31 protein-coding genes and 2 tRNA genes are annotated in these 22,060 nt (G+C 62.0%); 22 read left to right on the top strand and 11 right to left on the bottom strand.

Translation table 11 applies throughout. The features are described from left to right. Positions 1 to 424: 424 nt before the first annotated feature. The 10 genes from HV773_RS03880 (at position 425) to HV773_RS03835 (ending at position 5,223) form a co-directional block, all read left to right on the top strand. Positions 425 to 925, top strand: coding sequence for a siphovirus Gp157 family protein (locus tag HV773_RS03880; RefSeq protein WP_175194226.1), 501 nt, complete (start codon positions 425 to 427; stop codon positions 923 to 925). Positions 926 to 940: 15 nt separating this feature from the next. Then, entirely contained in the window at positions 941 to 1,342 is a 402-nt protein-coding gene (locus HV773_RS03875; protein WP_175194224.1) for a recombination protein NinB, read from the top strand. A gap of 82 nt (positions 1,343 to 1,424) precedes the next feature. Beyond that, complete coding sequence (locus HV773_RS03870) at positions 1,425 to 1,745, top strand: Ref family recombination enhancement nuclease (RefSeq protein ID WP_281365244.1); 321 nt, start codon at positions 1,425 to 1,427, stop codon at positions 1,743 to 1,745. Between the two features lie 14 nt (positions 1,746 to 1,759). Continuing rightward, the gene (locus tag HV773_RS03865) at positions 1,760 to 2,101 is read left to right on the top strand and encodes a hypothetical protein (RefSeq protein WP_175194221.1); all 342 of its coding nucleotides are present in this window, start codon (positions 1,760 to 1,762) and stop codon (positions 2,099 to 2,101) included. A 22-nt stretch (positions 2,102 to 2,123) separates the two neighbouring features. Further along, on the top strand, positions 2,124 to 2,282 hold the full coding sequence (locus tag HV773_RS03860) for a hypothetical protein (RefSeq protein WP_175194219.1): 159 nt from the start codon (positions 2,124 to 2,126) through the stop codon (positions 2,280 to 2,282). Between the two features lie 31 nt (positions 2,283 to 2,313). Next, complete coding sequence (locus HV773_RS03855) at positions 2,314 to 2,667, top strand: Lcl C-terminal domain-containing protein (RefSeq protein WP_175194217.1); 354 nt, start codon at positions 2,314 to 2,316, stop codon at positions 2,665 to 2,667. Between the two features lie 30 nt (positions 2,668 to 2,697). Next, positions 2,698 to 3,162 (top strand): Lcl C-terminal domain-containing protein, encoded by a 465-nt coding sequence (locus HV773_RS03850; RefSeq protein WP_175194215.1) that lies wholly within the window; start codon positions 2,698 to 2,700, stop codon positions 3,160 to 3,162. A 14-nt stretch (positions 3,163 to 3,176) separates the two neighbouring features. Further along, positions 3,177 to 3,554 carry a four helix bundle protein gene (locus HV773_RS03845; protein WP_175194213.1) on the top strand — a complete coding sequence of 126 codons (378 nt, stop codon included), beginning with the start codon at positions 3,177 to 3,179 and terminating at the stop codon, positions 3,552 to 3,554. Next, complete coding sequence (locus HV773_RS03840) at positions 3,547 to 4,881, top strand: RNA-directed DNA polymerase (RefSeq protein WP_465263015.1); 1,335 nt, start codon at positions 3,547 to 3,549, stop codon at positions 4,879 to 4,881. Before HV773_RS03845 ends, HV773_RS03840 begins: the two co-directional genes overlap by 8 nt. An 81-nt stretch (positions 4,882 to 4,962) precedes the next feature. After that, positions 4,963 to 5,223, top strand: coding sequence for a helix-turn-helix transcriptional regulator (locus tag HV773_RS03835; protein WP_246282184.1), 261 nt, complete (start codon positions 4,963 to 4,965; stop codon positions 5,221 to 5,223). Between the two features lie 39 nt (positions 5,224 to 5,262). Here HV773_RS03835 and HV773_RS03830 read toward each other — a convergent pair whose 3' ends face one another. Beyond that, positions 5,263 to 6,288, bottom strand: a complete 1,026-nt coding sequence (locus HV773_RS03830; RefSeq protein WP_175194211.1) for a site-specific integrase — start codon at positions 6,286 to 6,288, stop codon at positions 5,263 to 5,265. Between the two features lie 112 nt (positions 6,289 to 6,400). Here HV773_RS03830 and dusA point away from each other — a divergent pair, with 112 nt between their 5' ends. From dusA to HV773_RS03815, 3 genes are all read left to right on the top strand, one after another. Next, positions 6,401 to 7,426 carry a tRNA dihydrouridine(20/20a) synthase DusA gene (gene dusA, locus HV773_RS03825; protein WP_175194209.1) on the top strand — a complete coding sequence of 342 codons (1,026 nt, stop codon included), beginning with the start codon at positions 6,401 to 6,403 and terminating at the stop codon, positions 7,424 to 7,426. Between the two features lie 94 nt (positions 7,427 to 7,520). Continuing rightward, positions 7,521 to 7,596: transfer RNA gene (locus HV773_RS03820), tRNA-His, on the top strand. Positions 7,597 to 7,951: 355 nt separating this feature from the next. Continuing rightward, positions 7,952 to 8,323: a DUF805 domain-containing protein gene (locus tag HV773_RS03815; protein ID WP_129562174.1), complete on the top strand. Its 372-nt coding sequence runs from the start codon at positions 7,952 to 7,954 to the stop codon at positions 8,321 to 8,323. 46 nt (positions 8,324 to 8,369) lie between these two features. Here HV773_RS03815 and HV773_RS03810 read toward each other — a convergent pair whose 3' ends face one another. The 5 genes from HV773_RS03810 to ssuD form a co-directional block, all read right to left on the bottom strand. Further along, positions 8,370 to 8,612, bottom strand: a complete 243-nt coding sequence (locus tag HV773_RS03810; protein WP_129562175.1) for a DUF6566 family protein — start codon at positions 8,610 to 8,612, stop codon at positions 8,370 to 8,372. 65 nt (positions 8,613 to 8,677) lie between these two features. Beyond that, a complete protein-coding gene (locus HV773_RS03805) occupies positions 8,678 to 8,893 on the bottom strand; it encodes a TOBE domain-containing protein (RefSeq protein WP_129562176.1) in 216 nt (71 codons plus the stop codon). Positions 8,894 to 8,953: 60 nt separating this feature from the next. Then, positions 8,954 to 9,946: an ATP-binding cassette domain-containing protein gene (locus HV773_RS03800; RefSeq protein ID WP_129562177.1), complete on the bottom strand. Its 993-nt coding sequence runs from the start codon at positions 9,944 to 9,946 to the stop codon at positions 8,954 to 8,956. Further along, complete coding sequence (ssuC, locus tag HV773_RS03795; RefSeq protein ID WP_129562178.1) at positions 9,943 to 10,791, bottom strand: aliphatic sulfonate ABC transporter permease SsuC; 849 nt, start codon at positions 10,789 to 10,791, stop codon at positions 9,943 to 9,945. Before ssuC ends, HV773_RS03800 begins: the two co-directional genes overlap by 4 nt. Positions 10,792 to 10,883: 92 nt before the next feature. After that, positions 10,884 to 12,041 carry an FMNH2-dependent alkanesulfonate monooxygenase gene (ssuD, locus tag HV773_RS03790; RefSeq protein ID WP_129562179.1) on the bottom strand — a complete coding sequence of 386 codons (1,158 nt, stop codon included), beginning with the start codon at positions 12,039 to 12,041 and terminating at the stop codon, positions 10,884 to 10,886. Between the two features lie 361 nt (positions 12,042 to 12,402). Here ssuD and HV773_RS03785 point away from each other — a divergent pair, with 361 nt between their 5' ends. Continuing rightward, entirely contained in the window at positions 12,403 to 12,828 is a 426-nt protein-coding gene (locus HV773_RS03785) for a hypothetical protein (RefSeq protein ID WP_129562180.1), read from the top strand. Between the two features lie 62 nt (positions 12,829 to 12,890). Here HV773_RS03785 and HV773_RS03780 read toward each other — a convergent pair whose 3' ends face one another. The 3 genes from HV773_RS03780 to HV773_RS03770 all read right to left on the bottom strand — a co-directional run bounded on the left by HV773_RS03780 (position 12,891) and on the right by HV773_RS03770 (position 15,233). Next, positions 12,891 to 14,048 (bottom strand): enoyl-CoA hydratase/isomerase family protein, encoded by a 1,158-nt coding sequence (locus tag HV773_RS03780; RefSeq protein WP_129562181.1) that lies wholly within the window; start codon positions 14,046 to 14,048, stop codon positions 12,891 to 12,893. 99 nt (positions 14,049 to 14,147) lie between these two features. Beyond that, entirely contained in the window at positions 14,148 to 14,879 is a 732-nt protein-coding gene (locus HV773_RS03775) for a TetR/AcrR family transcriptional regulator (protein WP_129562182.1), read from the bottom strand. A 69-nt stretch (positions 14,880 to 14,948) separates the two neighbouring features. Next, complete coding sequence (locus tag HV773_RS03770) at positions 14,949 to 15,233, bottom strand: DUF1488 family protein (protein ID WP_129562183.1); 285 nt, start codon at positions 15,231 to 15,233, stop codon at positions 14,949 to 14,951. Positions 15,234 to 15,492: 259 nt separating this feature from the next. On the opposite strand from HV773_RS03770, the gene HV773_RS03765 reads away from it, so the two are divergent. Then, positions 15,493 to 15,705 (top strand): hypothetical protein, encoded by a 213-nt coding sequence (locus HV773_RS03765; protein WP_129562184.1) that lies wholly within the window; start codon positions 15,493 to 15,495, stop codon positions 15,703 to 15,705. 41 nt (positions 15,706 to 15,746) lie between these two features. Here HV773_RS03765 and HV773_RS03760 read toward each other — a convergent pair whose 3' ends face one another. Next, positions 15,747 to 16,079, bottom strand: coding sequence for a DMT family transporter (locus HV773_RS03760; RefSeq protein ID WP_174220053.1), 333 nt, complete (start codon positions 16,077 to 16,079; stop codon positions 15,747 to 15,749). 10 nt (positions 16,080 to 16,089) lie between these two features. Beyond that, positions 16,090 to 16,587, bottom strand: coding sequence for a heme-degrading domain-containing protein (locus HV773_RS03755; protein ID WP_129562186.1), 498 nt, complete (start codon positions 16,585 to 16,587; stop codon positions 16,090 to 16,092). Between the two features lie 220 nt (positions 16,588 to 16,807). Here HV773_RS03755 and HV773_RS03750 point away from each other — a divergent pair. From HV773_RS03750 to HV773_RS03720, 7 genes are all read left to right on the top strand, one after another. Further along, positions 16,808 to 16,884: transfer RNA gene (locus tag HV773_RS03750), tRNA-Met, on the top strand. 120 nt (positions 16,885 to 17,004) lie between these two features. Further along, a complete protein-coding gene (locus HV773_RS03745) occupies positions 17,005 to 17,289 on the top strand; it encodes a hypothetical protein (protein WP_129562187.1) in 285 nt (94 codons plus the stop codon). 329 nt (positions 17,290 to 17,618) lie between these two features. Further along, positions 17,619 to 18,164 carry an NUDIX hydrolase gene (locus HV773_RS03740; protein WP_129563341.1) on the top strand — a complete coding sequence of 182 codons (546 nt, stop codon included), beginning with the start codon at positions 17,619 to 17,621 and terminating at the stop codon, positions 18,162 to 18,164. A gap of 14 nt (positions 18,165 to 18,178) precedes the next feature. After that, positions 18,179 to 18,943: a leucyl/phenylalanyl-tRNA--protein transferase gene (gene aat, locus HV773_RS03735; protein ID WP_129562188.1), complete on the top strand. Its 765-nt coding sequence runs from the start codon at positions 18,179 to 18,181 to the stop codon at positions 18,941 to 18,943. 170 nt (positions 18,944 to 19,113) lie between these two features. Beyond that, positions 19,114 to 19,893 carry an arginyltransferase gene (locus tag HV773_RS03730; RefSeq protein WP_129562189.1) on the top strand — a complete coding sequence of 260 codons (780 nt, stop codon included), beginning with the start codon at positions 19,114 to 19,116 and terminating at the stop codon, positions 19,891 to 19,893. Positions 19,894 to 20,047: 154 nt separating this feature from the next. Further along, positions 20,048 to 21,082 (top strand): quinone-dependent dihydroorotate dehydrogenase, encoded by a 1,035-nt coding sequence (locus tag HV773_RS03725; RefSeq protein ID WP_129562190.1) that lies wholly within the window; start codon positions 20,048 to 20,050, stop codon positions 21,080 to 21,082. A 125-nt stretch (positions 21,083 to 21,207) separates the two neighbouring features. Then, the gene (locus HV773_RS03720) at positions 21,208 to 22,005 is read left to right on the top strand and encodes a transporter substrate-binding domain-containing protein (RefSeq protein ID WP_129562191.1); all 798 of its coding nucleotides are present in this window, start codon (positions 21,208 to 21,210) and stop codon (positions 22,003 to 22,005) included. Positions 22,006 to 22,060: the final 55 nt, after the last annotated feature.

Genomic DNA, 22,060 nt, shown 5'->3' with positions numbered 1-22,060 from the left:
TGACAGACTTGTACCCTTCACCCGCCCTCAGACATTGAGCCTGATGGAGAAGTGACTGGATGCTCGATTTCTCAGACGCCGCCGCATTGAAGCCAAATCGCTCAAATACGAGCGCCGCCACATCAGGAGACGCGCATCCGATTGCAGCACGAGTCTTCAAGTGACACCCTGCATTACCGTCCGCACGGGCGTTAATCGCAACAATCACCGCAGCCAACGCCACCACGGGAAGCCTCAAAAGTCTCATAGTGGTATTGCTCGATAAATTAGGGATGGAAAGTCTACCTCATACGCCTAGGGCTTCAGCTAAGCGCATCGCACGCCCCTGTCGCTGCCGCCCGAAGGACACCACTCCAAATGGCTACCAAATCGAGCGCCACTCCACTAGCATAGCGCTCGCATCAACTACCTTTTCTGGAGATATATGTCCCTCTCGCTTTACAACCTGACCGGCCAATGGCTCGAAATGCGAAACCAACTCGCCGACGCCGGTTTCGATGAAACGACGATCGCAGACACGCTCGATGCGGAGTCTGGAGAATACGACGAGAAGGTCTCGCGCGTCGCGATGGTTATCGAGGAATTCGACGCGATGGCCGACGCGAAGAAGGCGCTCGCAAAGAAGTTCACCGAAGAGGCGACGCTCCTCGAAAACCGCTCGAAGTCGCTGCGCTCGTATCTGTCGAACTCGCTCGCGACGACGGGCCGCACAAGCGTCGATCACCCGCTCATCCGCGTGAAGCTCTACATCGGGCGAGACGATCAAATCATCATCAGCAATCCGGATGACGTGCCGATCAACTTCCTCCGCACGAAGAGCGAAACCTTCCCCGACAAGACGGCGATCAAAGCGGCCCTGAAGAGCGGCGGCAAGGTCCCCGGCGCGGAGCTTGTGAAGAAAGACCGCCTGACGTTCCTCCACTGATCGGGAGCGGCGACGATGGACAAACAGATTTTCACGCTCACGCGCACAAATCGACGATTCGTCGCCGAGACGATCCGCGACTCGCCTGACGGTCACATGGTCATCGTCAGCGAGCCGACGCGCACGCTCGATCAAAACGCGCTCCTTTGGCCCCTACTTACCGAGGTCTCACGTCAGGTCGTTTGGTACGGGCGAAAGCTCTCGCAGAATCAATGGAAGTCGTTCTTCACTGCGGCCCTGTTCGGAATGGATGTCGTCCCGAACATGGACGGAACCGGCTTCGTTGCGCTCGGCGAGCGGACGTCGACCATGTCGAAAAAGAAGTTTTCGGAACTGATCGAACTGATTTTCGCCTTCGGCGCCGAGCGAAACGTCCGCTTTGCCGCGCCCAAGGATCAGTATCTCGCCCGCGTCTGAGCGGCCGATTTTTTTCGACCGTAACAGCTACCGTTTCGGTAGTTCTATGGTAGTATCACTACCAAGTTGGGAGGTTTAGTAGTTGCCTGCAACGACAGCAGCCGAAAGGCGCTACATGGGCAAAGTCGCCGAACTCGGCTGCATTGTCTGTCAGCGCCTCGGATACGAAGGAACGCCCGCGATCGTGCATCACCAGATTCGCGGGCGCGGAGGATGGGGAAGGTCGAGTCACTTCCGCACCATTCCTGTATGCCCGACGCACCATCAGCATAGCGGCGTCGGGATACATGACATGGGCGCTGACCAATATCTCGAAATGTTTGGCTTCACCGAGGCGGAACTCGTAGACGAGGCCCGAGAAAGGCTGAAGAAGCACCTACCCCTGTCCGAGACCATTCACTGAACGGGGCGTCTCGAATGCCGATTTTGGTTACAGAAAGCGAATTGCTCGCCGCAATGGTCCAGGGCCACAGCTACCGCTTCGACGCGGTAGCTCGACTGATACCGGAAGCGCCGAAGGCCGCAGTAAAGGATGCGCTGAGCGGCCTGGTCGATAAGGGCGACGTCTGGAAAACCTATGTCGGCGGTCGATGGGAATACATCCGGCTTTCCGAACAAGATTTCGACGACATGCGCAAGCGCAGCGCGGACCGAGTCGACATCCCCGATTGGATGCGCGGGCAGCTCACCGGATACGAGGCGACTCTCGCCCGACACCGCGCAGTCTGCGAAGCCTCCCGACGCCTCTTTCGATCATAGCCATACGCCCGGAGAACCCTGAATGTACCCCCGCTCGCAACTCAAAAAATTCTATGTGTACGCCGCCGACAAGCTCGTCGCAGTCGTAAGCGCACTCACGGACCGCGGCGCGATCGCGCAAGCATCTGAACTGACCGGATACGGCGTCGCGAGCCTCTCCGCCCAAACGGCCATTCGCTAACCAAATCAATACCAATTCACAAGGAGAAACCATGCAACGAGTTCAAATACCGGCACTTGCCGAAGGCGAGGTCTATGTCGGCGTGATCGGCGACAAGAACGGCGACCTCCATCACGTCATCCTGCTTCCGGGTGACAACGACGACGCTAGCTGGCAATCGCAGATGGACTGGGCCAAAAGCATCGGCGGCGACCTCCCGACACGTGTCGAGCAGGCCATGCTGTGGGCGAATCACCGCGACCAGTTCAAGATGGATTGGTATTGGAGTAACCAGAACGACGAAGACGGCTGGGCTTGGTGTCAGCACTTCACCAGTGGCGGCCAGGACTACATCGACCACGGCATTGAGTTGCGCGCCCGCGCCGTCCGCAGGTTGTCGATTTAACTCTTTGTCCATTTTCAACGGAGAATCGCAATGACGATCACGCTCGAACAGATCGAAGCCGATCACGCGCGCATCAGCGCACTGATCGAGGAGTTCAAAAAGCAGCCGAAGGCGACGGAATACATCGTCGCTGGCGTGAAAATCCCGCTCGCGCCGGGCGAGCGCTACGCAGGTCTGGTACTCGGCCAGAACGGCGAGCCGGACTATCACTTGATCCTGATCTCGGGCGAGATCGAGGATGCACAGTGGGGGCGCGCTTGCGAATGGGCCATTGAGCAAGGTGGCGAACTGCCGACACGCAGCGAGCAATCACTGTTATTCGCCAACCTGAAGGGCGAGTTCGAGGCCGCTTATTACTGGTCTGGAGAGCGTCACGAGACCAACTCCGGCTGGGCTTGGTATCAGTACTTCGGCAATGGCTACCAGTACTACAGCAACCACCGCAATGAGTTGCGCGCCCGCGCCGTCCGCAGGTTTATCCCTTCAGTAATTTGATTATTTAGACCCCCGTGGCACTGCATACCCAATTGCCAATTTATCGAGCGGCATACAGCCTGCTCGACGTCGTAACCGACTTGGTCAAAAACATGCCTCGCGACTTCAAGCGCAGCATTGGCGAAAAGATCAGCGCAGAATGCATCGAGATTATGGTCCTCGTGTTTCGCGCGAACGTCGCATCCGAAAAGTCGGCGCACCTTTCCGAGTTGCTCGAACGCCTTCAGGTGATTGAGCTTCTGCTTAGGCTCGGCATGGACAAGCGCTTGATCGCGCGACAGGCATACGCTGGCGCGATCGAGCAGACGACGAGCATTGGGAAGCAGGCCAACGGGTGGAAGCGTTCCGCAGACAATCGCCCGCTCCGTGGAGGTCAAGGCTTTCATGGCTGAGCGATCTTTCAATCTGGTCGTGCCGCTGGCTCACAAGGCCACCGCCATGCGCATCGAGGAAACCGACTGCCAGCGTGCAGATAGGTCCAGCGCAGTTTCCCGCTTGAGAAATCGACCGGGCGACGTAGATAGCACGATATTTCCGGCTGGGCTTGGTATCAGAACTTCAACAATGGCAACCAGAACTACAACAACCACAACAATGAGTTGCGCGCCCGCGCCGTCCGCAGATCGAAACGAGTTTTCGTTCGTCGAGCTTGTCGAGGCGTATCTCGACTGCCGTCGCACGAAGCGCAACACCGGCGCCGCGATTGCGTTCGAATTGAATCTCGAACGCAATCTGCGCCGTCTTTACGACGAGTTAGCCTCTGGCGCTTACGCGCCAGGACGATCGAAGTGTTTCGTCATCACGAGACCGAAGCCACGCGAGGTATGGGCGGCAGAATTTCGCGATCGCATTGTGCACCATCTTCTTTACAACCACATCGGACCGCGTTTCGAGCGCTCATTCATCGCCGACTCATGCGCGTGCATTGAGGGCCGCGGCACGCTATATGCCGCACGCCGCCTAGAAGCAAAGGTTCGCTCGATCACGCAGAACTGGTCGCGTCCCGCGCACTACCTAAAGTGCGATCTTGCGAACTTCTTCGTAAGCATCGATAAGCGCATTCTTCTCGATCTGCTGCTTGCGGAGGTCACCGAGCCATTCTGGCGCACCCTGACCGAGATCGTGCTGATGCACGACCCACGGGTCGACTTCGTCTACCGGGGCGATCCGGCGATGATGAAGCTCGTTCCGCAGCATAAACGCCTGCTCGACCAGCCAGCCCATCTTGGGCTGCCGATCGGGAACCTGTCGAGCCAGTTCTTCGCGAACGTCTATCTAGATGTACTCGACAAGCGCGCGAAACACGTCCTCGGAGCGCGGCACTATATCCGGTACGTCGATGACTTCGTGTTCCTGCACGAGTCTCCAAAACGCCTGACTGAGATTCTCGCCGACGTGACGGCGTTCCTCCCAGAACGCCTCGGTGTTCGGATCAATCCACGCAAGACCATTCTTCAGCCGGTAGCCCGAGGCGTGGACTTTGTAGGGCAAGTTATCAAGCCGTGGCATCGCGTGACGCGCAAGCGCACGCGCAACGAAGCGCTTCGCCGCGTAATCGCAACGCCGGTCGATGATCTGATGTCAGTTGCGAACTCCTATTTCGGCCTATTGGGACAGGCGACAGCCAGCCACTATGACCGCGCGCGGCTCGCGAACGTCGTGCGATCGCGCGGGAAATCGGTCGATCAGAATTTCACGAAGACCTATCGGGGCGCATAACAACGCGACGGTCTATGAAGACCGGATCGCCTGAAACACATAAATCAAGATTTAACTCCGCAAGCGGACTGAAGGAAGAAAATGAATGCTCTGTTTTGGGTTATGGGCCGCGTCGACGGTCGCCTTGTCCTGAACATCGAGGAAGTCGCCGACACGATCGGCCTCGAAGTCCAGACCGTCTACAACCAACTCGGCGCGGGCGCGTTCCCGATTCCGATGCGGAAACAGGGTAAGCGATGGTTCGCTGATGCGCGCGACGTGGCCGAATACCTAGATGCGCAGCGCGAGCTAGCCCGGCAGGCCCATGACGCGCTACGGAAGCGAATGGGAATCGCAGCATGAACAAAAAAGCCGCGGATGCTAAGCACCGCGGCTTTTTTCTTATTCGCCTGTCGACACAGGGAAGTCCCGATGTAGGTCTCGCGCGCGGACTTGCGTATAGCGACGAAGCATCTTCCAGTCTCGATGCCCGCTCACTAGCGCGACTTGCTCGATCCGGTATCCCTGCTCAAACAGCCGCGAGACGCCTTCATGGCGAAGGTCATGGAACCGGAGGTCGACGATCTTCAACTCGCCGCAGGCGCGCGGGAAGATCGATGAGAAGCTATGCGCGTTGTAAGGGAAGACAAACGGACCACGCCGCGGCTGTCGACTGGCGATTTCGAACGCCTCGCCGAGAAGAGGGACAGTCTGATTGTTCCCGATTTTCTCTTCAGGATGCTTTCTATCGCGGATGACGATCGTCCGGTTTTCGCTGTCGAGGTCATCCCACAGAAGCGACGTTATCTCGCTTGCGCGCATCGCCGTCGCGACCGCGAACCGGATAATGTCAGACATCGGAATCACCTGACGCGCCTTGCCGTCGAAATGGCGGCAGAGCGCCTCAATCTCCTCCGACGTCGGACGCCGGTCACGCTCCTTTGACTTCGACAGCAGCCCGAGCATTTTCAGCGCGGGCCTCGCCTCGCGCACCGGCTGAGCCCGAAACGGGATTTTCCAGACCGTGCGCGCGACCGTCAGAAGCCCGCTCAGGTAGTTGAGTTCCAGACCGATCGTGACGCCGCCTGCGCCCATAGCGTTGCGGCGCTTCGCGTAGGCGATCATCGAAACGTCATCAAGCGACGCGAGCGAATCGTTCTTCATATGGCGGCGTAGCATTTTGAGCGCGCCGCGCTTCGATTTCCTGAATGGCCCAAACTCCTCCTCATAGCGGGTGACTAGGCTCGGAATGGTAAAATCCGCCAACGCGCGCGCGTCAGCAAATCCGCCGCTTCGAATCTCATCCTCGGCTTTCGTCGCCCACGCGACCGCCTGGGCTTTCTTATCGAAAGTCCTAGCGACGGGCTTATGCCCCTTAATTCTGACTTGAGCGCGCCAACGCTCGCCGACCTTGATGTAAGTTGCCATACCGTTCCCCGAGTAACATTTCAGTAACACCAACAGGGCAAATACTACCAAATAAGTAGCGTAATTGGGAAGAACCGCTACCGAAGGCGAAATACTTAACTCATTGATTTTTATGAAAAGCACTGCAAAATCAAGGCCGCGAAAGGTAGCCGTTGCCCCGATGATGGATTGGACCGACCGCCACTGCCGCTCGCTGCACCGCTTCATCTCACGGCACACGTGGCTGTATACCGAGATGGTGACGACAGGCGCCCTGCTCCACGGCGACGTGCCGCGCCATCTCGCGTTCACGCCCGACGAAGCGCCCGTCGCGCTGCAACTGGGCGGCAGCGAGCCCGACGACCTCGCCCGCTCGGCCAAGCTCGGCGAGCAATGGGGCTACGACGAAATCAACCTGAACTGCGGCTGCCCGTCCGAACGCGTCCAGCGCGGCGCATTCGGCGCGTGCCTGATGAACGAGCCGCAGCTTGTGGCTGACTGCGTGAAGGCGATGCGCGACGCGGTCTCGGTGCCGGTGACGGTCAAGCACCGCATCGGCGTGGATGCGGTCGAGGACTACGCGTTCGTGCGAGATTTTGTCGGCACCGTCGCGGATGCGGGCTGCACGGTTTTCATCGTCCATGCGCGCAACGCCATCCTCAAAGGATTGAGCCCGAAGGAAAACCGCGAGATTCCGCCACTCAAGTACGAATACGCCTGGCAGCTCAAGCGCGATTTTCCGCAGCTCGAGATCATCATTAACGGCGGCATCAAGACGCTCGACGAGGTGGCTTTGCACCTCGAGCACGTCGACGGCGTGATGCTCGGCCGTGAGGCTTACCACAACCCCTACGTGCTGGCCGGTGTCGATGCGCGCTTCTATGGCGCCAGCGAACCCACGCCTACGCGCGACGACATCGAAGCCAAGCTGATGCAGTACTGCGCGAGCGAAATGGCGCGTGGCACACATCTGGCCGCGATCACGCGCCACGCACTGGGGCTGTACCGCGGCGAAGCCGGCGCGCGCGGATGGCGGCGCGTGCTGTCGGACAATCGCAAGCTCGCCAAGGGCGACCTCGCGATCTTCGAGGAGGCGCGCGCGCACCTGCGCAGCCCTATGGAAGCGTCGCCCGCGCTTTCTTCTGAAATATTTGAATAAAGGGGCTAGGCAAGCCCGATCCACTATGTATATAATCTTGCTTCTTGATTGATGCCGCTCAAAAAGCAGCGCTAGCAAGGAAGCAGTAACAGTGGTGGCTGTAGCTCAGTTGGTAGAGTCCAGGATTGTGATTCCTGTCGTCGTGGGTTCGAGTCCCATCAGCCACCCCAAGAAATTCAAGCAAAAAGCCCGGTTCATTGAACCGGGCTTTTTGCTTTCTGGCGTTCGATTAGCTGCTCCCTCCTCTCCGCCATCAACTCAGCGAATGATCAGTCCCGTGGAGTCCTTATGAATTCCATCACACTACGGACTGCCGGCGACTCAACACCTTAATGCCCAAAGCGGCCTTTACCGTATGCAGAATGAGTAATTCAGGAAAATCTATTCACCACGAATAATATGCAGGACGCCAAATCAATAAATTCGAAAATATCGATGACATCCCGCCGTCACACTTGCGTAAAATCGCTTTCCACAGCGGGATAAATCCAATAGCACGCAATCGACGACGGAAATATCGACACCATGGAAAAATGGCTCGAACGACGCTTCACGCTTTCTGGCCGCGCCACGCGCCGCGAGTACGCCAGCACGATGGCGCTGTTCCTGATATTCGTTTACGCGCTCGACATTTTCACGCCCGAAGACGGGCTCGGCAACACGCTCCCGGCCACGATTCTCGGCATAGTGATTGTGTGCGTGGCATTCTGGGTTCTCATTGCTGCAATGGTGCGCCGGCTCCACGATATTGGCGTGAGCGGATGGTGGTGGTGGTTGATGGCAGCCATGCCGCTTGCCCAGATCGGCGTGGTGCTGCTGCTGTTTGTAGGCCCCGATAAATTCAACCGGACACGCTTTTATCCGGACCCACGCAAAAGCGAGGCGCACGCCTTCTGAAGCGTGCAAATTACCGGGCGGCGCCGTGCCGGCAACGAAGTAAGCCTCATTGCACAGCACCGCCGTCGATCCACGCGCGCGCCGCCTCGAAACCCGCCTCGGCCGCCGCATGCTCGGTCGACCAGAGGCGGTCGATATGGACCAGTTGCCAGTCGGTTACCAGGGCGCCGGCCTTGAGCACACGAAAGTGCGCCTTCACGCCCGTGAGCACCTGCTCGACCGCGACTTCGATATCGTAGTCCTTGTAGCGCTCTTCGTAGTCGCCCATGTCGATGCCTTTCGGCTCCATGATCGTCTCTCCGTCGTGGCTGAGTGACCCATCCTCGCACTTCCACGCCGAGCGCACAACTAAACTCACAAGCGCGCGATCGACACCTCCGTCGACTTCACGAGCGCGACGACTTCCGAGCCGACTTTCAGCTCGAGTTCGTCGACCGAGCGCGTCGTGATGACCGACGTGACTACACCGAACGGTGTGTCGACGTCGACTTCCGATACCACCGACCCGCGGATGATCTCCTTGACCTTGCCGCGGAACTGGTTGCGCACGTTGATGGCGGAAATGCTCATTGATTCGGCTCCTGAAGTTGATAAACGAAAATCGTCGGGTACGGGTTCTTTGCCCCGCAGTTACACTGCCCAGCGCACCTCGGCGGGTCGCAGGCCATAAGGCATTTCGTTGGCACGCGGCGCATGCGCGCTCGCAGGCGTCTCGCTGCCCAGCACGCGCCGGAGCACGCGTTCTTCGATCCCGGCAAAGCGTGCATCTGCGCGAGCTCGCGGGCGTTCGAGCGGCACGCGCTGGTCGAGTGCGATACAGCCCTGCTCCACCAGCAAAATGCGGTCGCCCAGCGCGACGGCCTCGTGTACGTCGTGGGTGACCAGTAGCGCGGTAAAGCGATGCTCGCGCCAAAGGCGCTCGATCAGCGCATGCATTTCGATGCGCGTGAGCGCGTCGAGTGCGCCGAGCGGCTCGTCGAGCAGCAACAGGCTCGGCCGGTGCACCAGCGCCCGCGCGAGCGCTACGCGTTGGCGCTGCCCGCCTGAGAGCCGCGCGGGCCATTCATCGGCGCGGGCGAGCAGCCCTACTTCATCGAGCACCGCGCGAGCGTCGTCGCGCGCCCCGCGCCCAAGCCCGAGCATCACGTTCTGGAGCACCGTCTTCCACGGCAGGAGCCGTGCGTCCTGAAACATCATGCGTGTCTCGAGCGGTGCGCCGTGCTCGTCGCGCCGCGTCAATTCGCCGGCATCGGGCGCTTCGAGCCCGGCGACGAGCCGCAGCAGCGTGGACTTCCCGCAGCCGCTTCGCCCCACGATCGCCACGAAGCTACCGCGCTCGATCGAAAGGTCAAAGCCATCGAGCACGACGCGATCGCCGTAGCGCTTGCTCACGCGACGCAATTCGACGGCGGGATCGTTCGCACGCGCGCCGCTGCGCGCAGTTGCCGTTTCTGTCGTTACTGGCGTGCGATGACCCTGATCGCCGGCGTGAATCCGTTGCGTGCCACGCGGCTCATCGGCCTCATGCGCTTCGCGCTCCTGAGTGCGCGGCAATTCGATCTCGGCCTCGAGATCGCGGCCCGCGACGCCGCCGAAGTGAACCGCCAACGTGCTTGCGTTCATGCATCGCTCCCTTGTTGATAGGCGGGGTGCCAGCGCAGCGCGACGCGCTCGAGCCATTTGGCGAGCCAGTCGGCGAGTTTGCCCAGCGCGGCATACAGAAGAATGCCAACCACCACCACATCGGTCTGAAGAAATTCGCGCGCGTTCATCGTCATGTAGCCGATGCCCGACTGCGCGGAAATCGTTTCTGCAACGATCAGCGTCACCCACATCAGCCCGAGCGCGAAACGCACGCCCACGAGAATCGACGGCAGCGCGCCCGGCAAAATCACCTCGCGATAGAGCGCAAAACCTCTGAGGCCGTAGCTGCGCGCCATCTCGATGAGGTTCGCGTCCACCGAGCGAATGCCGTGAAAGGTATTCACATACACCGGGAAGAACACGCCGAGCGCGACGAGAAACACCTTCGCCTGCTCCTCGATACCGAACCAAAGGATCACGAGCGGAATCATCGCGAGCGCAGGAATATTGCGGATCATCTGGATGGTCGAGTCGAGCGCGGTTTCAGCGGGCTTGAAGAGCCCAGTGGCAAGACCGAGCACGAGACCGATGCTGCCGCCAATCGCGAAACCCGAAATCGCGCGCCACGTGCTCACGCGCACGTCCTGCAGCATCTCGCCCGATTCGATGAGCGACCAGGCGGCCTTCACGACCGCGAGCGGTTCGGGCAGCACGCGTGTGGAAAGCGCGCCGCTGCGGGCGGCCAGTTCCCATGCGGCGAGAATCGCGAGCGGCACGAGCCAGGGAGCAATGCGGGCGAACGCCTTGCGCCCGACGAAGGCGAGTGGCCGCCCGCTACGTGGGGCTACGGCCGCTCCAGCGGCAGTCACGGCGGATTGATTCATCGATATGTCATCCTTATCATATTGCGCGGTTCGAGCGATGAGGCATCCGCGGGTGTCGCCACTCGGCGGCCTGACGCGCTATTGATTGCGGATCAGCTCTGGCTCACCTTCGGCAGATACTGATTGCCGACCACCTCACCGAACGGACCGGAGACTGGACCATCGGACGTCTTCGTACGACGCCCCGGCAAGAGCGGGAACACCAGCTCGGCAAAACGGTAGGATTCCTCAAGATGAGGGTAGCCAGAAAGAATGAAGGTCTCGATACCCAGTTGCGCGTACTCCTTCATGCGCTCCGCAACCTGTTCCGGATTGCCGACCAGCGCGGTGCCCGCGCCGCCGCGCACGAGGCCCACGCCCGCCCACAGGTTCGGATACACCTCCAGTTCCTTGCGGGTGCCGCGCTTGCCGCCGTGCAGCGCAGCCATGCGGCGCTGGCCTTCGGAGTCCATCTTGTTGAACGCGGACTGGGCCCGCGCAATGGTGTCGTCGTCGAGACGGCTGATGAGGCGCTCCGCTGCTGCCCACGCTTCTTCTTCGGTCTCGCGCACGATCACGTGCATGCGAATGCCGAAGCGGATCTTGCGGCCATGTCGCTCGGCCCGTGCGCGGATATCGGCGATCTTCTTTGCGACGGCCTCGGGCGGCTCGCCCCACGTCAAATAAGTATCGATGTGCGCGCCCGCCATGTCGTGCGCAGCCGGCGACGAGCCGCCGAACCACAACGGCGGATGCGGATGCTGCACCGGCGGATAAAGCGCCCTGCCCCCCTTCGAACTCAGGTGCTTGCCTTCGAAATCGATAGATTCATTCGTATGCGAAGCGGCCAGCAGCTTGCGCCAGATATGCAGGAATTCGTCGGTGATTTCATAGCGCGTGTCGTGATCGACGAACACCCCGTCGCCTTCGAGTTCGGCGGCGTCGCCTCCCGTCACGACGTTGACGAGCAAGCGTCCGTTCGAAAGGCGATCGAAAGTCGCAGCCATGCGCGCGGACAGCGCCGGCGACGAAAGACCCGGGCGAATCGCGACGAGGAACTTCAGGCGCCGCGTCACGGCAATCAGACTCGATGCCACAACCCACGCGTCTTCGCATGAACGGCCCGTCGGCAGCAGAACGCCTTCGTAACCGAGCGTATCGGCCGCGACAGCCACCTGCTGGAAATAGGCGAGATCAGCGGCGCGTGCGCCTTCGGCCGTACCCAGATAACGGCTGTCGCCATGGGTCGGGATGAACCAGAACACATTCATGCATTGCTCCTGCTTTTGTTCGAGCCGTGAAACGGAAATTCGGGGCGCGGCCCATGCGATTGCAAGGACCGAAACACCGGCGAGGCCGGCAGAGTCGATTACATCGGCGGGGTCACAACGGTGGCGCCGTCTTCATGGAGACCCAGTCTAGGGATCGCCCTAAGCGTTTTGAACGATTTTTTTTAGCTTAGGTTTTCCAATTTCGTGCTTTACGCGACGCTTTAACATACGCCGGTGCAATCACAGGCGCGGCGCGCCGATATAATGGCCCACACATCGACAATAATCCGGCCGGCCGCGCTTTTACGCCTTTTCATTTCAGGCATGCGCGGTCCTCGCCACGCAATCCTCGCGCCTCCTCATGCAAAAACTGATTTTGCCGTTCGTATCCGGCTTTCTGGCCTCACTGTTCTTTCGCGAGGCAACACTCGCGCTGCTGCACGCGGCGCAAGTCATCGACGCCGCCGGCTTCTCCACCGAGCCGTTCGCACCTGTCGGCCTGCCCGAATTCCTCGTCAATGCAATCTGGAGCGCGCTGTGGGCCATCCCGATGACGTGGCTGCTGCGCATCTCGCCGTCGCGCCCCGCGCCGTGGGTGCCGGCGTTCGTGTTCGGCGGCATCGTGCTCACTGCCGCGATGCTGTTCGTGGTCGATCCGCTGCGCGGCATCTGGCCGAGCGGCAACATGCTGCCTCGCGTCGCCATGGGCTTTGCGTCGAATGCGGTCTGGGGCTGGGGCGCACTCGTGTTCATGCGCGCTTTCATGAGCGAAACCAGCGAAGACTGAGCCGGCTCACGTGCGCGGCGCAAGATGCAGGTGCACCGCGCGCAGTACCCACCGGAGCAGATCTAATCCGGCAGCGCCCTCAGCGGATGCCCGGCCGCATCCCAAGGGCTCTTGAACATCGCCTGCACGTCGGCGGGCGGCACATCCTCGATACGCGCGAAACGCCAGTGCGGATCATTGTCCTTGTCGATAATGCGCGCGCGTATGCCTTCCATCGCGTCGCCCAAGGCAAAGCTCGACCGCGTGAGATCGAGATCGCGGCGCAACACATCGGCCATCGAACCTTCCGCCATCGACACCGCCTCTAGCGACACCGCCATCGACAATGGCGAGCGCTCGCGCAATACCCCCACGATCTGCTCGGCCCAGTCGCTTTGCGCATCCTTCGCATCGCGCTTCACGCTCTCCAGCGACGCCAGAATCGCCGCCACTGAGGGCCGAGAAAAATGCTGATCGATCCATGCGCGCGCAACGGCCAGCGCGGAGCACGCTACACCGCGCTGCACCGCCTCGCTCGAAGCGGCAGCGCCGCGAATCCGTTCGACGATTTCCTCGCCCGTTGCGAACGGCTCGGTCAGCAGTGCATCGAGCAGCGCGGGCCGCGCCGATTCGTCGATGAACACATCGGCAAGACCGGCGTATAGCGCGCTGTCTGCATCGATCGTCTCTCCGGTCACGGCGAGATAGCGCCCGAGCGCACCCGGCGTGCGCGCGAGGAACCAGCTCATGCCGACGTCGGGAAAGATCCCAATGCGCGTCTCCGGCATCGCCATGCGTGTCGTGCTGCCCACCACGCGCAGTCCGCCGGTGCGATGCGCGCCCTGCGAAATCCCCATACCGCCGCCCATTACAACGCCATTCAGCAGCGCGATATAAGGTTTCGGATAACTGAATATTGCATGATTCAGCCGGTATTCCTCGATAAAAAACGTATCAAGCGCATCCTGATCGCCAGCGCGGAACGACTCATGGAGAAAGCGGATGTCACCGCCCGCACAGAATGCGCGCGGATGACGCGTGTGCACGATCACGGCGAGCACTTCGGGGTCGTCGCGCCAGGCGTCGAGCGCGGCCTGCATCGAGCGAATCATCGCCGTGGACAGCGCGTTGAGCGCCTGCGGGCGATCGAGCTCGATGAAGCCGATGCGGTTCTCGACCTGCGTGAGCACGTACTGCGCTGCATCGGCGGCAAAGGCGCTTGCGGTGACTTCCTGTGACATGGCAATCGATCGATCAGGATGAAAGCACGATGAAAAAATGCGATCTGCGACAGCGCGCGCCATGCTCACGCCCTCAGCTAACCGCGCCCAGCGAGGCTATCACGACGGGCCCTCCTGCGCTTTCTCCGCTGCACGAGCCGGTGGCAGCGAACCGCCAAGCCAGCCACCGAGCCCGGCGTCGACGATCGGCGCCAACGACGCTTCACGCGCGAACCCCGGCCCGATCAGCGAAAACATCACCACGCCATGGAGCATCGCCCATAACGCGCGTGCGAGCAGCGCAGGCTCGCCTTGCGCGCCGCTGCGCAAATGCCCCGCGTTCGCAAGCGCTTCCAGCGCATCGGCAAACAAATCCGCTACGCGTGCGGCCTCCTCGCAAGGCAGCGCATCGCCCGGTTCGCCAAGCGCCGGCGGTTCGCTTGCCTCCCGCGTTTGCGCCCGGCCCGCCCCGTGCGCCCTAGAACGGCCACCCTCTCCCGGCTCCATATACATGAGCCGGTAAGCCTCCTGATGCGCGCGCCCAAATGCGACATAGGCATGCGCCAGCGCATGAAGCCGCTCCCACGGGTCGCGGATCTGCGCGCATGGTTCGAGATGCGCAAGCAACTGTGCAAAGCTCTCGCGTCCCAACGCGCGGGCAATCTCATCGCGGCTGTCGAAATGGAGGTAAAGCGAAGCCGGCGAATAGCCGATCGCCTCGGCAAGCTTGCGCATCGAAAGCGCATGAAGCCCGTCACGCGTCACGATGCGTCGCGCGGCATCGAGTATGCGCGCGCGCAGTGCCACGCGAAACGCGGTGGCGTCGGGATCTTTGGGTTCAGCGGTGTTCATGAGAACAGCCTGGGCGCGATTATCGAACCATCGCGCCGAACTCGTGCGGCGCGGGTACGCGCAGCGTCGTCAGGAAAACAGACGGCCCGGCGGGAAATGGCCGCTTTTGAGCAGTACCGGCGTGCCGTTGCTGAGTTCCAGATGCGTACGCGCGACAGCCTCGATGCGGGTGCGTCCCGCATCGAACGCCTGCATCCACGCCTCGCGTCCAGCGGACAGCGCACCGAAATGATCTTCGAGCGCCTCGACGGAGATCGTGCAGGGCACGCGCGCACCGTCCACCAGCGCCGGAAATCCCACGGTGAGAGTCGCATCATGCCAGGACGGCGCCTCGGAAGGGAAACGGATATCCATGTCCAGCCCCGTTGAAAATCTGCAGAAGAAAACCCGCGCCGGCGGGAGGCGAGATCGCATCCCATGTTACTCGCTGCACGCCGCGACAGGACCGATACGCGACATCGGGCGCCGTGCAAACGCTAGACGAATGGGCATGGAACCTGCAGCATTGGAACATGCCCGGCACGCGAGAAAAGCGCGCCATACAACCCTTTCACTATTGCAAGCGCGGCCTTGCATAAAGCAGAGCGCCAGCCCCGTTCAACGCAGGAGAACTATGGAATCGCACCTGAGAGGCCAATACTTCGAACAAAACCGCGAAATACCGGAGCCGCAGGCCGCGAGCCGCTGGTTCACTTACGCGCAGGAAAACGGCATCGAGGTCTCGCGCGCGATCAGCCTGTGGGAAGACGCGGCCACGCCCGAAGGCGAACGTAGCCGCGAGACCATCGCGAGCAGCGGCATCCGCATCGTGCCGCCTGAATACTGAATGACCTCGGTGTGGCCGCAGTGCGGGCTCGCAGTGCGGGCTTAGTGAGCCTGCATTTTTGAAAACAGATTCAGCACGACCACACCGGACACGATGAGCCCGAGTCCGAGCACCGCGGGCAGATCGGGCACCTGCTTGTAGAGCACCATCGCGACGAGCGTGATGAGCACGATGCCCACGCCGGACCAGACGGCGTAGACCACGCCCACGGGCAGATTCTTGAGCGTGAGCGAGAGACAGTAAAACGCGACGCCATAACCGGCGACTACCACCGCCGATGGCACGAGCCGCGAAAAACCCTCCGAAGCGCGCAGCGCGGACGTGGCAATGACTTCGGCGACGATGGCGATGATGAGAAAGAGCCAGGGAGACATGCGCATCGCGTCACGCCTTCGCAAGCGCGAGCTTGCTGTAGTCGGCGCCGAGATGCGCGCACAGCGCCTCGACCACGAGTTCGTGATCGGCGCGCTGCGGCAGGCCCGAAACCGTCACCGAGCCGATCACGCCGGCGCCCGCGACGGTCAGTGGAAATGCGCCGCCGTGCGTGGCGTAATCGGCCACGGGCAAGCCGTTTTTCTCGGCGAGCGAAGAGCCCGACTGCTGCACGCGCAGGCCGATTGCGTACGAACTACGCCGGAAATGCTCAACCACGCGAGACTTGCGGCGCGCCCACTCGACGTTTTCGGGCGTCGCGCCGGCAAGCGCGCAGAAGAACAGTGGCAAACCAAAGGTGCGCACGTCAATGACAACCGCGTGCGAACGCGCAACAGCAAGCTCACGCAACGAAGCGCCGAGTTGCCAGGCGCGATCGGCGTCGAAACGGGGGAACACCAGCGCGTTTTCCTGCGCGGCTATCGATTGCAGATCGAGGGCGATGTCCATGAGAGGTGATGAGGCTGAGTCAGGGGCGAAAAGGTTGGGCGGCGCGCGACTTCTGCTGCGGCAACCGGGCACACGATTCTAGCCTGGCGCCCTGCGCAAACGGCCCGGGTGCAGCCTCGCCCGCCCTGTCCGCAATCGTTCTGCAATCGGTCAGAAGGTTATTCGTTAATTGTTGTTGCGCCGCGGCGAGATTTGCCCTATAATCTTTTTCTCTGACGGACGCGGGGTGGAGCAGTCTGGCAGCTCGTCGGGCTCATAACCCGAAGGTCGCAGGTTCAAATCCTGCCCCCGCAACCAAAGCCTGTTCATGTTCGAGGCTTTGCGAAAAAATCGTCGTGCCATCAAACCCGCTTCGGCGGGTTTTTTGTTGTCCAGCGAAATCTGTCCCGAACACGGGCAATATTGGGGGACCGTTCCATGAAGAAACGAGCATTCGTTTGTTTGGCACTTGCTGCCGCCTCTATCGGCGTGGCCAGCATGGCATACGCGACCGATGTTAACGTGGGAATCAACGTGGGTACCCCCGTCCCTGTCGTGGTCGCGCCGCCACCGCCCGCCGCTATCGTCGTCACGCCTGGTTGGCATGGCGACCGCTATTGGGATGGCCGTCGTTACTGGGACCGCGACGACTGGGAACGGCACCATCACCACGACAAAGGTTGGCACTGCCCGCCCGGACACGCCAAGAAAGGCGAATGCTAATCGGGCATCCCATCCGGTTACGCACGTAGCATGAAAAGAAGCCCGGCCTCGCGCCGGGATTAATGAGATGGTCAGCCTCTCCCGCCGCCGACGTAAAAACAGCCCCGATCTGGGTACCCGGTCGGGGTTTTTCATTGGCGCATCGTGTGCCCGGTTGCTCATGCCAAGGATGAAGCCTGACGCATTGTTCGAGGTAATCCCGGCTGAAATCGACCGATTTCCCATCGGCACACCAGCAGACGCGCCCCGCTATACCGGGAATCCGCGCCCGCTCCCGTCGCCCCGCCCTGCGGTGATACACTCGCATCACCCATCCCCCTATCGTGCCCATGAAATTCTGCTCGACTTGTGGTCAGGCGGTCAGCCTGCTCGTTCCGCCCGGCGACAACCGCGAACGCTACGTCTGCTCGCACTGCGGCACCATCCACTACCAGAACCCGCGTAACGTGGTCGGCACCGTTCCCGTCTGGGAAGACAAGGTGCTGCTGTGCCGCCGCGCGATCGAGCCGCGCTACGGCTACTGGACGCTGCCGGCGGGCTTCATGGAGATGGGCGAGACGACCTCCGAGGCCGCCGCGCGCGAAACGCTGGAAGAGGCCGGCGCGCGCGTCGAAGTACAGAATCTCTTCTCGCTGCTGAACGTGCCGCGCGTGCATCAGGTGCATCTGTTCTATCTCGCACGCCTGCTCGACCTCGATATCGAAGCCGGCGAAGAGAGCCTCGAAGTGCGCCTCTTCGAAGAACACGAAATCCCGTGGGACGACATCGCGTTCCCCACCGTTGGCCAGACCCTGCGTTTCTTCTTCGCCGACCGCCAGTCGGGTAGCTACGGCCTGCACACGGGCGACGTCCTGCGCTCCCTGCGCGACGGCTGACCGGCGTTACGGCGATGGTGCCCTGGCTTTCGCCCGACGACCCGTTCCCGCCTGTCGAGCGCGCCCTTGGCGCGTCGAGCGGCGCGCCGGGACTGCTTGCCGCAAGCGCCGACCTGTTGCCTTCGCGCCTCGTCGACGCCTATCGGCACGGCATTTTCCCGTGGTATTCGGACGGCCAGCCCGTGCTCTGGTGGAGCCCCGATCCACGCATGATCCTGCGCCCCGACGAGTTCAAGGTCTCGCCCTCGCTCAAGAAAACGCTCAAGCGCGTGCTGCGCGACCCCGCCTGGGAAATCCGCGTCGACAACGATTTCGCCGCCGTGATGCGCGCCTGCGCGAACGCGCCGCGACGTGGCCAGCGCGGCACCTGGATCACCTCCGATGTGATCGATGCCTATTCGAGCCTGCATCGCATTGGCGACGCGCACAGCATCGAAGCGTGGCTCGACGGCCAGCGCGTGGGCGGCCTCTATGGCGTCTCGCTCGGCAAGATGTTTTTCGGCGAATCGATGTTCGCGTCCATCACCGACGCCTCGAAGATCGCACTCGCCGCACTCGTCGCGCATCTACGCCGCAACGGCGTCGAGCTAATCGACTGCCAGCAGAACACCACCCATCTGGCCTCACTAGGCGGGCGCGAAATCGGGCGCAAGGCGTTCATCACCCATGTGCGCGCGACGGTGGGCGCAGGCGCGATCGGCTGGCGTTTCGATAAAAGCGTGCTCGCCGATTGGGTCCGCCAGGACCACGCCGACAACAGCGCCGTATCCGTACTCTAAGGCCACTCGAAGGCACGCGCCAAAGCACGCTCACGCCCGCCAGGCATGCACGGCGGCGCGTAATTCGATGGATGCCCGTCAGGCGTCAATGTTAGTATGCAAGGAGAAAACGTCGCATCCGCTGCGCGTGGCGCTGCGCGACGATCCGAACCGCTACGAGAGCTGCCAACGTGACGCATCCGAACGAGCTGCCGCTTTCACCGCTTTCCGCGCTGCAATTCTATGCAACGGCGCCCTACCCCTGCAGCTATCTGGAGGGGCGCATCGCGCGCTCGCAAGTGGCGACGCCCAGCCATCTCATCAACTCCGACGTCTACACCGATCTCGTGAAGGCGGGCTTCCGCCGCTCGGGTGTCTTCACCTATCGCCCGTACTGCGACGGCTGCCGCGCCTGCGTGCCGGTGCGCGTGCCGGTCGAGCGCTTCACGCCTAACCGCACCCAGCGCCGCGCCTGGAAGCACCATGGCGAACTCGTGGCGACGGTCGCTCCGCTCCATTACGACGAGGCACACTACGCGCTTTACATGCGCTACCAGTCGGCGCGGCACGCGGGCGGCGGCATGGATCGCGACAGCCGCGACCAGTACGAGCAGTTCCTGCTGCAAAGCCGGATCAACTCGCGCCTCGTGGAATTTCGCGAGCCCGATCCGCAGCGCCCCGACGAGCCCGGCACGCTGCGCATGGTGAGCATGATCGACATCCTCGGCGACGGGCTCTCCTCGGTCTACACCTTCTTCGAGCCCGACAGCCCGCACACGAGCTACGGCACCTACAACATCCTCTGGCAAATCGAGCAGGCGCGCAGTCTGCAACTACCCTACGTCTATCTCGGGTACTGGATTCGCGAGAGCCCGAAAATGGCCTATAAAGCCCGCTTTCAGCCGCTCGAAGGCCTCTTCGACGGCGTCTGGTGTGCGCTTGGGCCCACTGGCGAAGCTGCCGAAAGCTAGCCCGCAAGCGGCGCCACGGCGATCTTCCCGTGCATGCGCCCGGCACCCTGCTGTTTGCGATGAATGGCGTTGTGAACTGCGTTGTGAACTGCGCCGCGGACTTTGTCGCTAAAATGACGGGTTCTCATTTTTCCGGCGCCCACGCCTTTTTCCAGTGTTCAGCACCCTTTATCCGCTCGTCCGCGACCGGCTCTTCCGCATGGACGCCGAAGACGCCCACCACCTCTCCCTGCGCATGATCGGCGCTGCGGGCCGCACGGGCATGGCAAGCCTCATCGCGCCGCGCGTGCCCGACTCGCCGCGCACCGTCATGGGTCTCACGTTCCGCAATCCGGTGGGTCTCGCCGCGGGCCTCGACAAGGAAGGCGCGGCCATCGACGGATTCGCCGCGCTGGGCTTCGGCTTTATCGAAGTGGGCACGGTCACGCCGCGTCCGCAGCCGGGCAATCCGCGGCCGCGCATTTTCCGCCTGCCCGAGGCCGGCGGCATCATCAACCGGATGGGCTTCAACAACCAGGGCGTCGAGCAGTTCGTGAAGAACGTGCAGGCTGCGCGCTATCGCGGCATCCTCGGCCTGAACATCGGCAAGAACGCCGACACGCCGATCGAGCGCGCCGCCGACGATTACTTGTTCTGTCTCGAGCGCGTCTATCCGTTCGCGAGCTACGTGACGATCAACATCTCGTCGCCGAACACGAAGAATCTGCGCCAACTGCAGGGCGGCGGCGAACTCGACGCCCTGCTCGCCGCGCTCAAGGACAAGCAGCAGCGTCTCGCCGATATGCATGGCAAGCTCGTGCCGCTCGCGCTGAAGATCGCGCCGGACCTCGACGACGAGCAGATCAAGGAGATCGCCGACACGCTCCTGCGCCACCAGATCGAAGGCGTGATCGCGACCAATACGACGCTTTCGCGCGCCGCCGTCGAAGGGCTACCCAACGCAAGCGAAACCGGCGGTCTCTCGGGCCGCCCGGTGTTCGACGCTTCCAACGAGGTGATCCGCAAGCTGCGCGCCGAACTCGGCGAGCAGGTGCCGATCATCGGCGTGGGTGGCATCTTCTCGGGCGAGGACGCACGCGCGAAGATCGCCGCGGGCGCTTCTCTCGTGCAGGTCTATACGGGTTTCATCTACCGCGGCCCGGCGCTCGTTGCCGAATGCGCGCGGGCGCTGGCCTCGGGCCGCGCGTGAGGCTATAGTTTCAGGCCATGTGCGACGCATGGCGCGCATCGGGCCATGAACGCCGCTCCAGAAGACGGCAGGTCCGGGGAATCCTCGGGCTCGCTACAAAACCGCAGCAAAACAAGAGGAAAACAATGAAAGTCGCCTTGCTGAAAAAGCTCCTTGCGCTCGCACTCGTCGGCGCATCGTTCGTTGCAGCGAGCGCCCACGCCGAAGACCTGCTCGATCAGGCGAAGGCGCGCGGCACGCTGCGCATCGGCCTCGAAGGCACGTTCCCGCCGTTCAACTCGAAGGCGCCCAACGGCGATCTGGTTGGCTTTGACGTCGACATCGCCAAGGCCGTGGCCACGAAGATGGGCCTGAAGCCCGAATTCGTCACGACCGAATGGAGCGGCATCATCGCGGGTCTGCAGGCCGGCAAATTCGACGTGATCGTCAACCAGGTGGGCGTCACCGACCAGCGCAAGGCCGTGCTCGACTTCTCGCCGGCCTACACGTACTCGGCCGCGCAACTCATTCAGCGCAAGGACGATACGCGCCAGTTCACGTCGCTCGAAGAGCTTAAGGGCAAGAAGCTCGGCGTGGGTCTGGGCACCAACTACATGGACATGGCGAAGTCGGTGCCGGGCATCGACGTGAAGACCTATCCCGGTGCGCCGGAATACCTGCGCGACCTCGCGGCCGGCCGTCTGGACGCGGCGCTCAACGACCGCCTGATGCTCGCCTACCTGCTGAAGAACTCGCAGCTGCCGCTGCGCACGGGCGCGATGGTCGGCACCGGCAACCCGTCGGCCATTCCGTTCAAGAAGGGTAATCCGAAGTTCGCCAAGGCCATCGACGACGCCATGGCCCAACTCGAAGCCGACGGCACCTTCACGAAGATCTCGGACAAGTGGTTCGGCATCGACGTGACCAAGCCGATCACGAAGTAACGATGCAAGTCACGGGGCGGCATCCCAGGGCGCCGCCCCTTGTTTTTTATAGCTC

The sequence above is a fragment of the Paraburkholderia caffeinitolerans genome, from assembly GCF_902859945.1.
GTDB lineage: Bacteria > Pseudomonadota > Gammaproteobacteria > Burkholderiales > Burkholderiaceae > Paraburkholderia > Paraburkholderia caffeinitolerans.
Note: the sequence above shows the minus strand (reverse complement) of the source record. Positions and strands in the feature narration are given on the sequence as shown.

Coding starts and splice junctions, on each gene's coding strand:
- ssuD (WP_129562179.1), bottom strand. CDS start 12,041: ATGAATGTGTTCTGGTTCATCCCGACCCATGGCGACAGCCGTTATCTG.
- HV773_RS03765 (WP_129562184.1), top strand. CDS start 15,493: ATGGAATCGCACCTGAGAGGCCAATACTTCGAACAAAACCGCGAAATA.
- HV773_RS03770 (WP_129562183.1), bottom strand. CDS start 15,233: ATGGATATCCGTTTCCCTTCCGAGGCGCCGTCCTGGCATGATGCGACT.
- dusA (WP_175194209.1), top strand. CDS start 6,401: ATGAAAAGCACTGCAAAATCAAGGCCGCGAAAGGTAGCCGTTGCCCCG.
- HV773_RS03815 (WP_129562174.1), top strand. CDS start 7,952: ATGGAAAAATGGCTCGAACGACGCTTCACGCTTTCTGGCCGCGCCACG.
- HV773_RS03860 (WP_175194219.1), top strand. CDS start 2,124: ATGTACCCCCGCTCGCAACTCAAAAAATTCTATGTGTACGCCGCCGAC.
- aat (WP_129562188.1), top strand. CDS start 18,179: ATGGTGCCCTGGCTTTCGCCCGACGACCCGTTCCCGCCTGTCGAGCGC.
- HV773_RS03740 (WP_129563341.1), top strand. CDS start 17,619: ATGAAATTCTGCTCGACTTGTGGTCAGGCGGTCAGCCTGCTCGTTCCG.
- HV773_RS03785 (WP_129562180.1), top strand. CDS start 12,403: ATGCAAAAACTGATTTTGCCGTTCGTATCCGGCTTTCTGGCCTCACTG.
- HV773_RS03780 (WP_129562181.1), bottom strand. CDS start 14,048: ATGTCACAGGAAGTCACCGCAAGCGCCTTTGCCGCCGATGCAGCGCAG.
- HV773_RS03875 (WP_175194224.1), top strand. CDS start 941: ATGGACAAACAGATTTTCACGCTCACGCGCACAAATCGACGATTCGTC.
- HV773_RS03800 (WP_129562177.1), bottom strand. CDS start 9,946: ATGAACGCAAGCACGTTGGCGGTTCACTTCGGCGGCGTCGCGGGCCGC.
- HV773_RS03760 (WP_174220053.1), bottom strand. CDS start 16,079: ATGTCTCCCTGGCTCTTTCTCATCATCGCCATCGTCGCCGAAGTCATT.
- ssuC (WP_129562178.1), bottom strand. CDS start 10,791: ATGAATCAATCCGCCGTGACTGCCGCTGGAGCGGCCGTAGCCCCACGT.
- HV773_RS03880 (WP_175194226.1), top strand. CDS start 425: ATGTCCCTCTCGCTTTACAACCTGACCGGCCAATGGCTCGAAATGCGA.
- HV773_RS03775 (WP_129562182.1), bottom strand. CDS start 14,879: ATGAACACCGCTGAACCCAAAGATCCCGACGCCACCGCGTTTCGCGTG.
- HV773_RS03855 (WP_175194217.1), top strand. CDS start 2,314: ATGCAACGAGTTCAAATACCGGCACTTGCCGAAGGCGAGGTCTATGTC.
- HV773_RS03835 (WP_246282184.1), top strand. CDS start 4,963: ATGAATGCTCTGTTTTGGGTTATGGGCCGCGTCGACGGTCGCCTTGTC.
- HV773_RS03810 (WP_129562175.1), bottom strand. CDS start 8,612: ATGGAGCCGAAAGGCATCGACATGGGCGACTACGAAGAGCGCTACAAG.
- HV773_RS03830 (WP_175194211.1), bottom strand. CDS start 6,288: ATGGCAACTTACATCAAGGTCGGCGAGCGTTGGCGCGCTCAAGTCAGA.
- HV773_RS03720 (WP_129562191.1), top strand. CDS start 21,208: ATGAAAGTCGCCTTGCTGAAAAAGCTCCTTGCGCTCGCACTCGTCGGC.
- HV773_RS03745 (WP_129562187.1), top strand. CDS start 17,005: ATGAAGAAACGAGCATTCGTTTGTTTGGCACTTGCTGCCGCCTCTATC.
- HV773_RS03850 (WP_175194215.1), top strand. CDS start 2,698: ATGACGATCACGCTCGAACAGATCGAAGCCGATCACGCGCGCATCAGC.
- HV773_RS03865 (WP_175194221.1), top strand. CDS start 1,760: ATGCCGATTTTGGTTACAGAAAGCGAATTGCTCGCCGCAATGGTCCAG.
- HV773_RS03755 (WP_129562186.1), bottom strand. CDS start 16,587: ATGGACATCGCCCTCGATCTGCAATCGATAGCCGCGCAGGAAAACGCG.
- HV773_RS03840 (WP_465263015.1), top strand. CDS start 3,547: ATGGCTGAGCGATCTTTCAATCTGGTCGTGCCGCTGGCTCACAAGGCC.
- HV773_RS03805 (WP_129562176.1), bottom strand. CDS start 8,893: ATGAGCATTTCCGCCATCAACGTGCGCAACCAGTTCCGCGGCAAGGTC.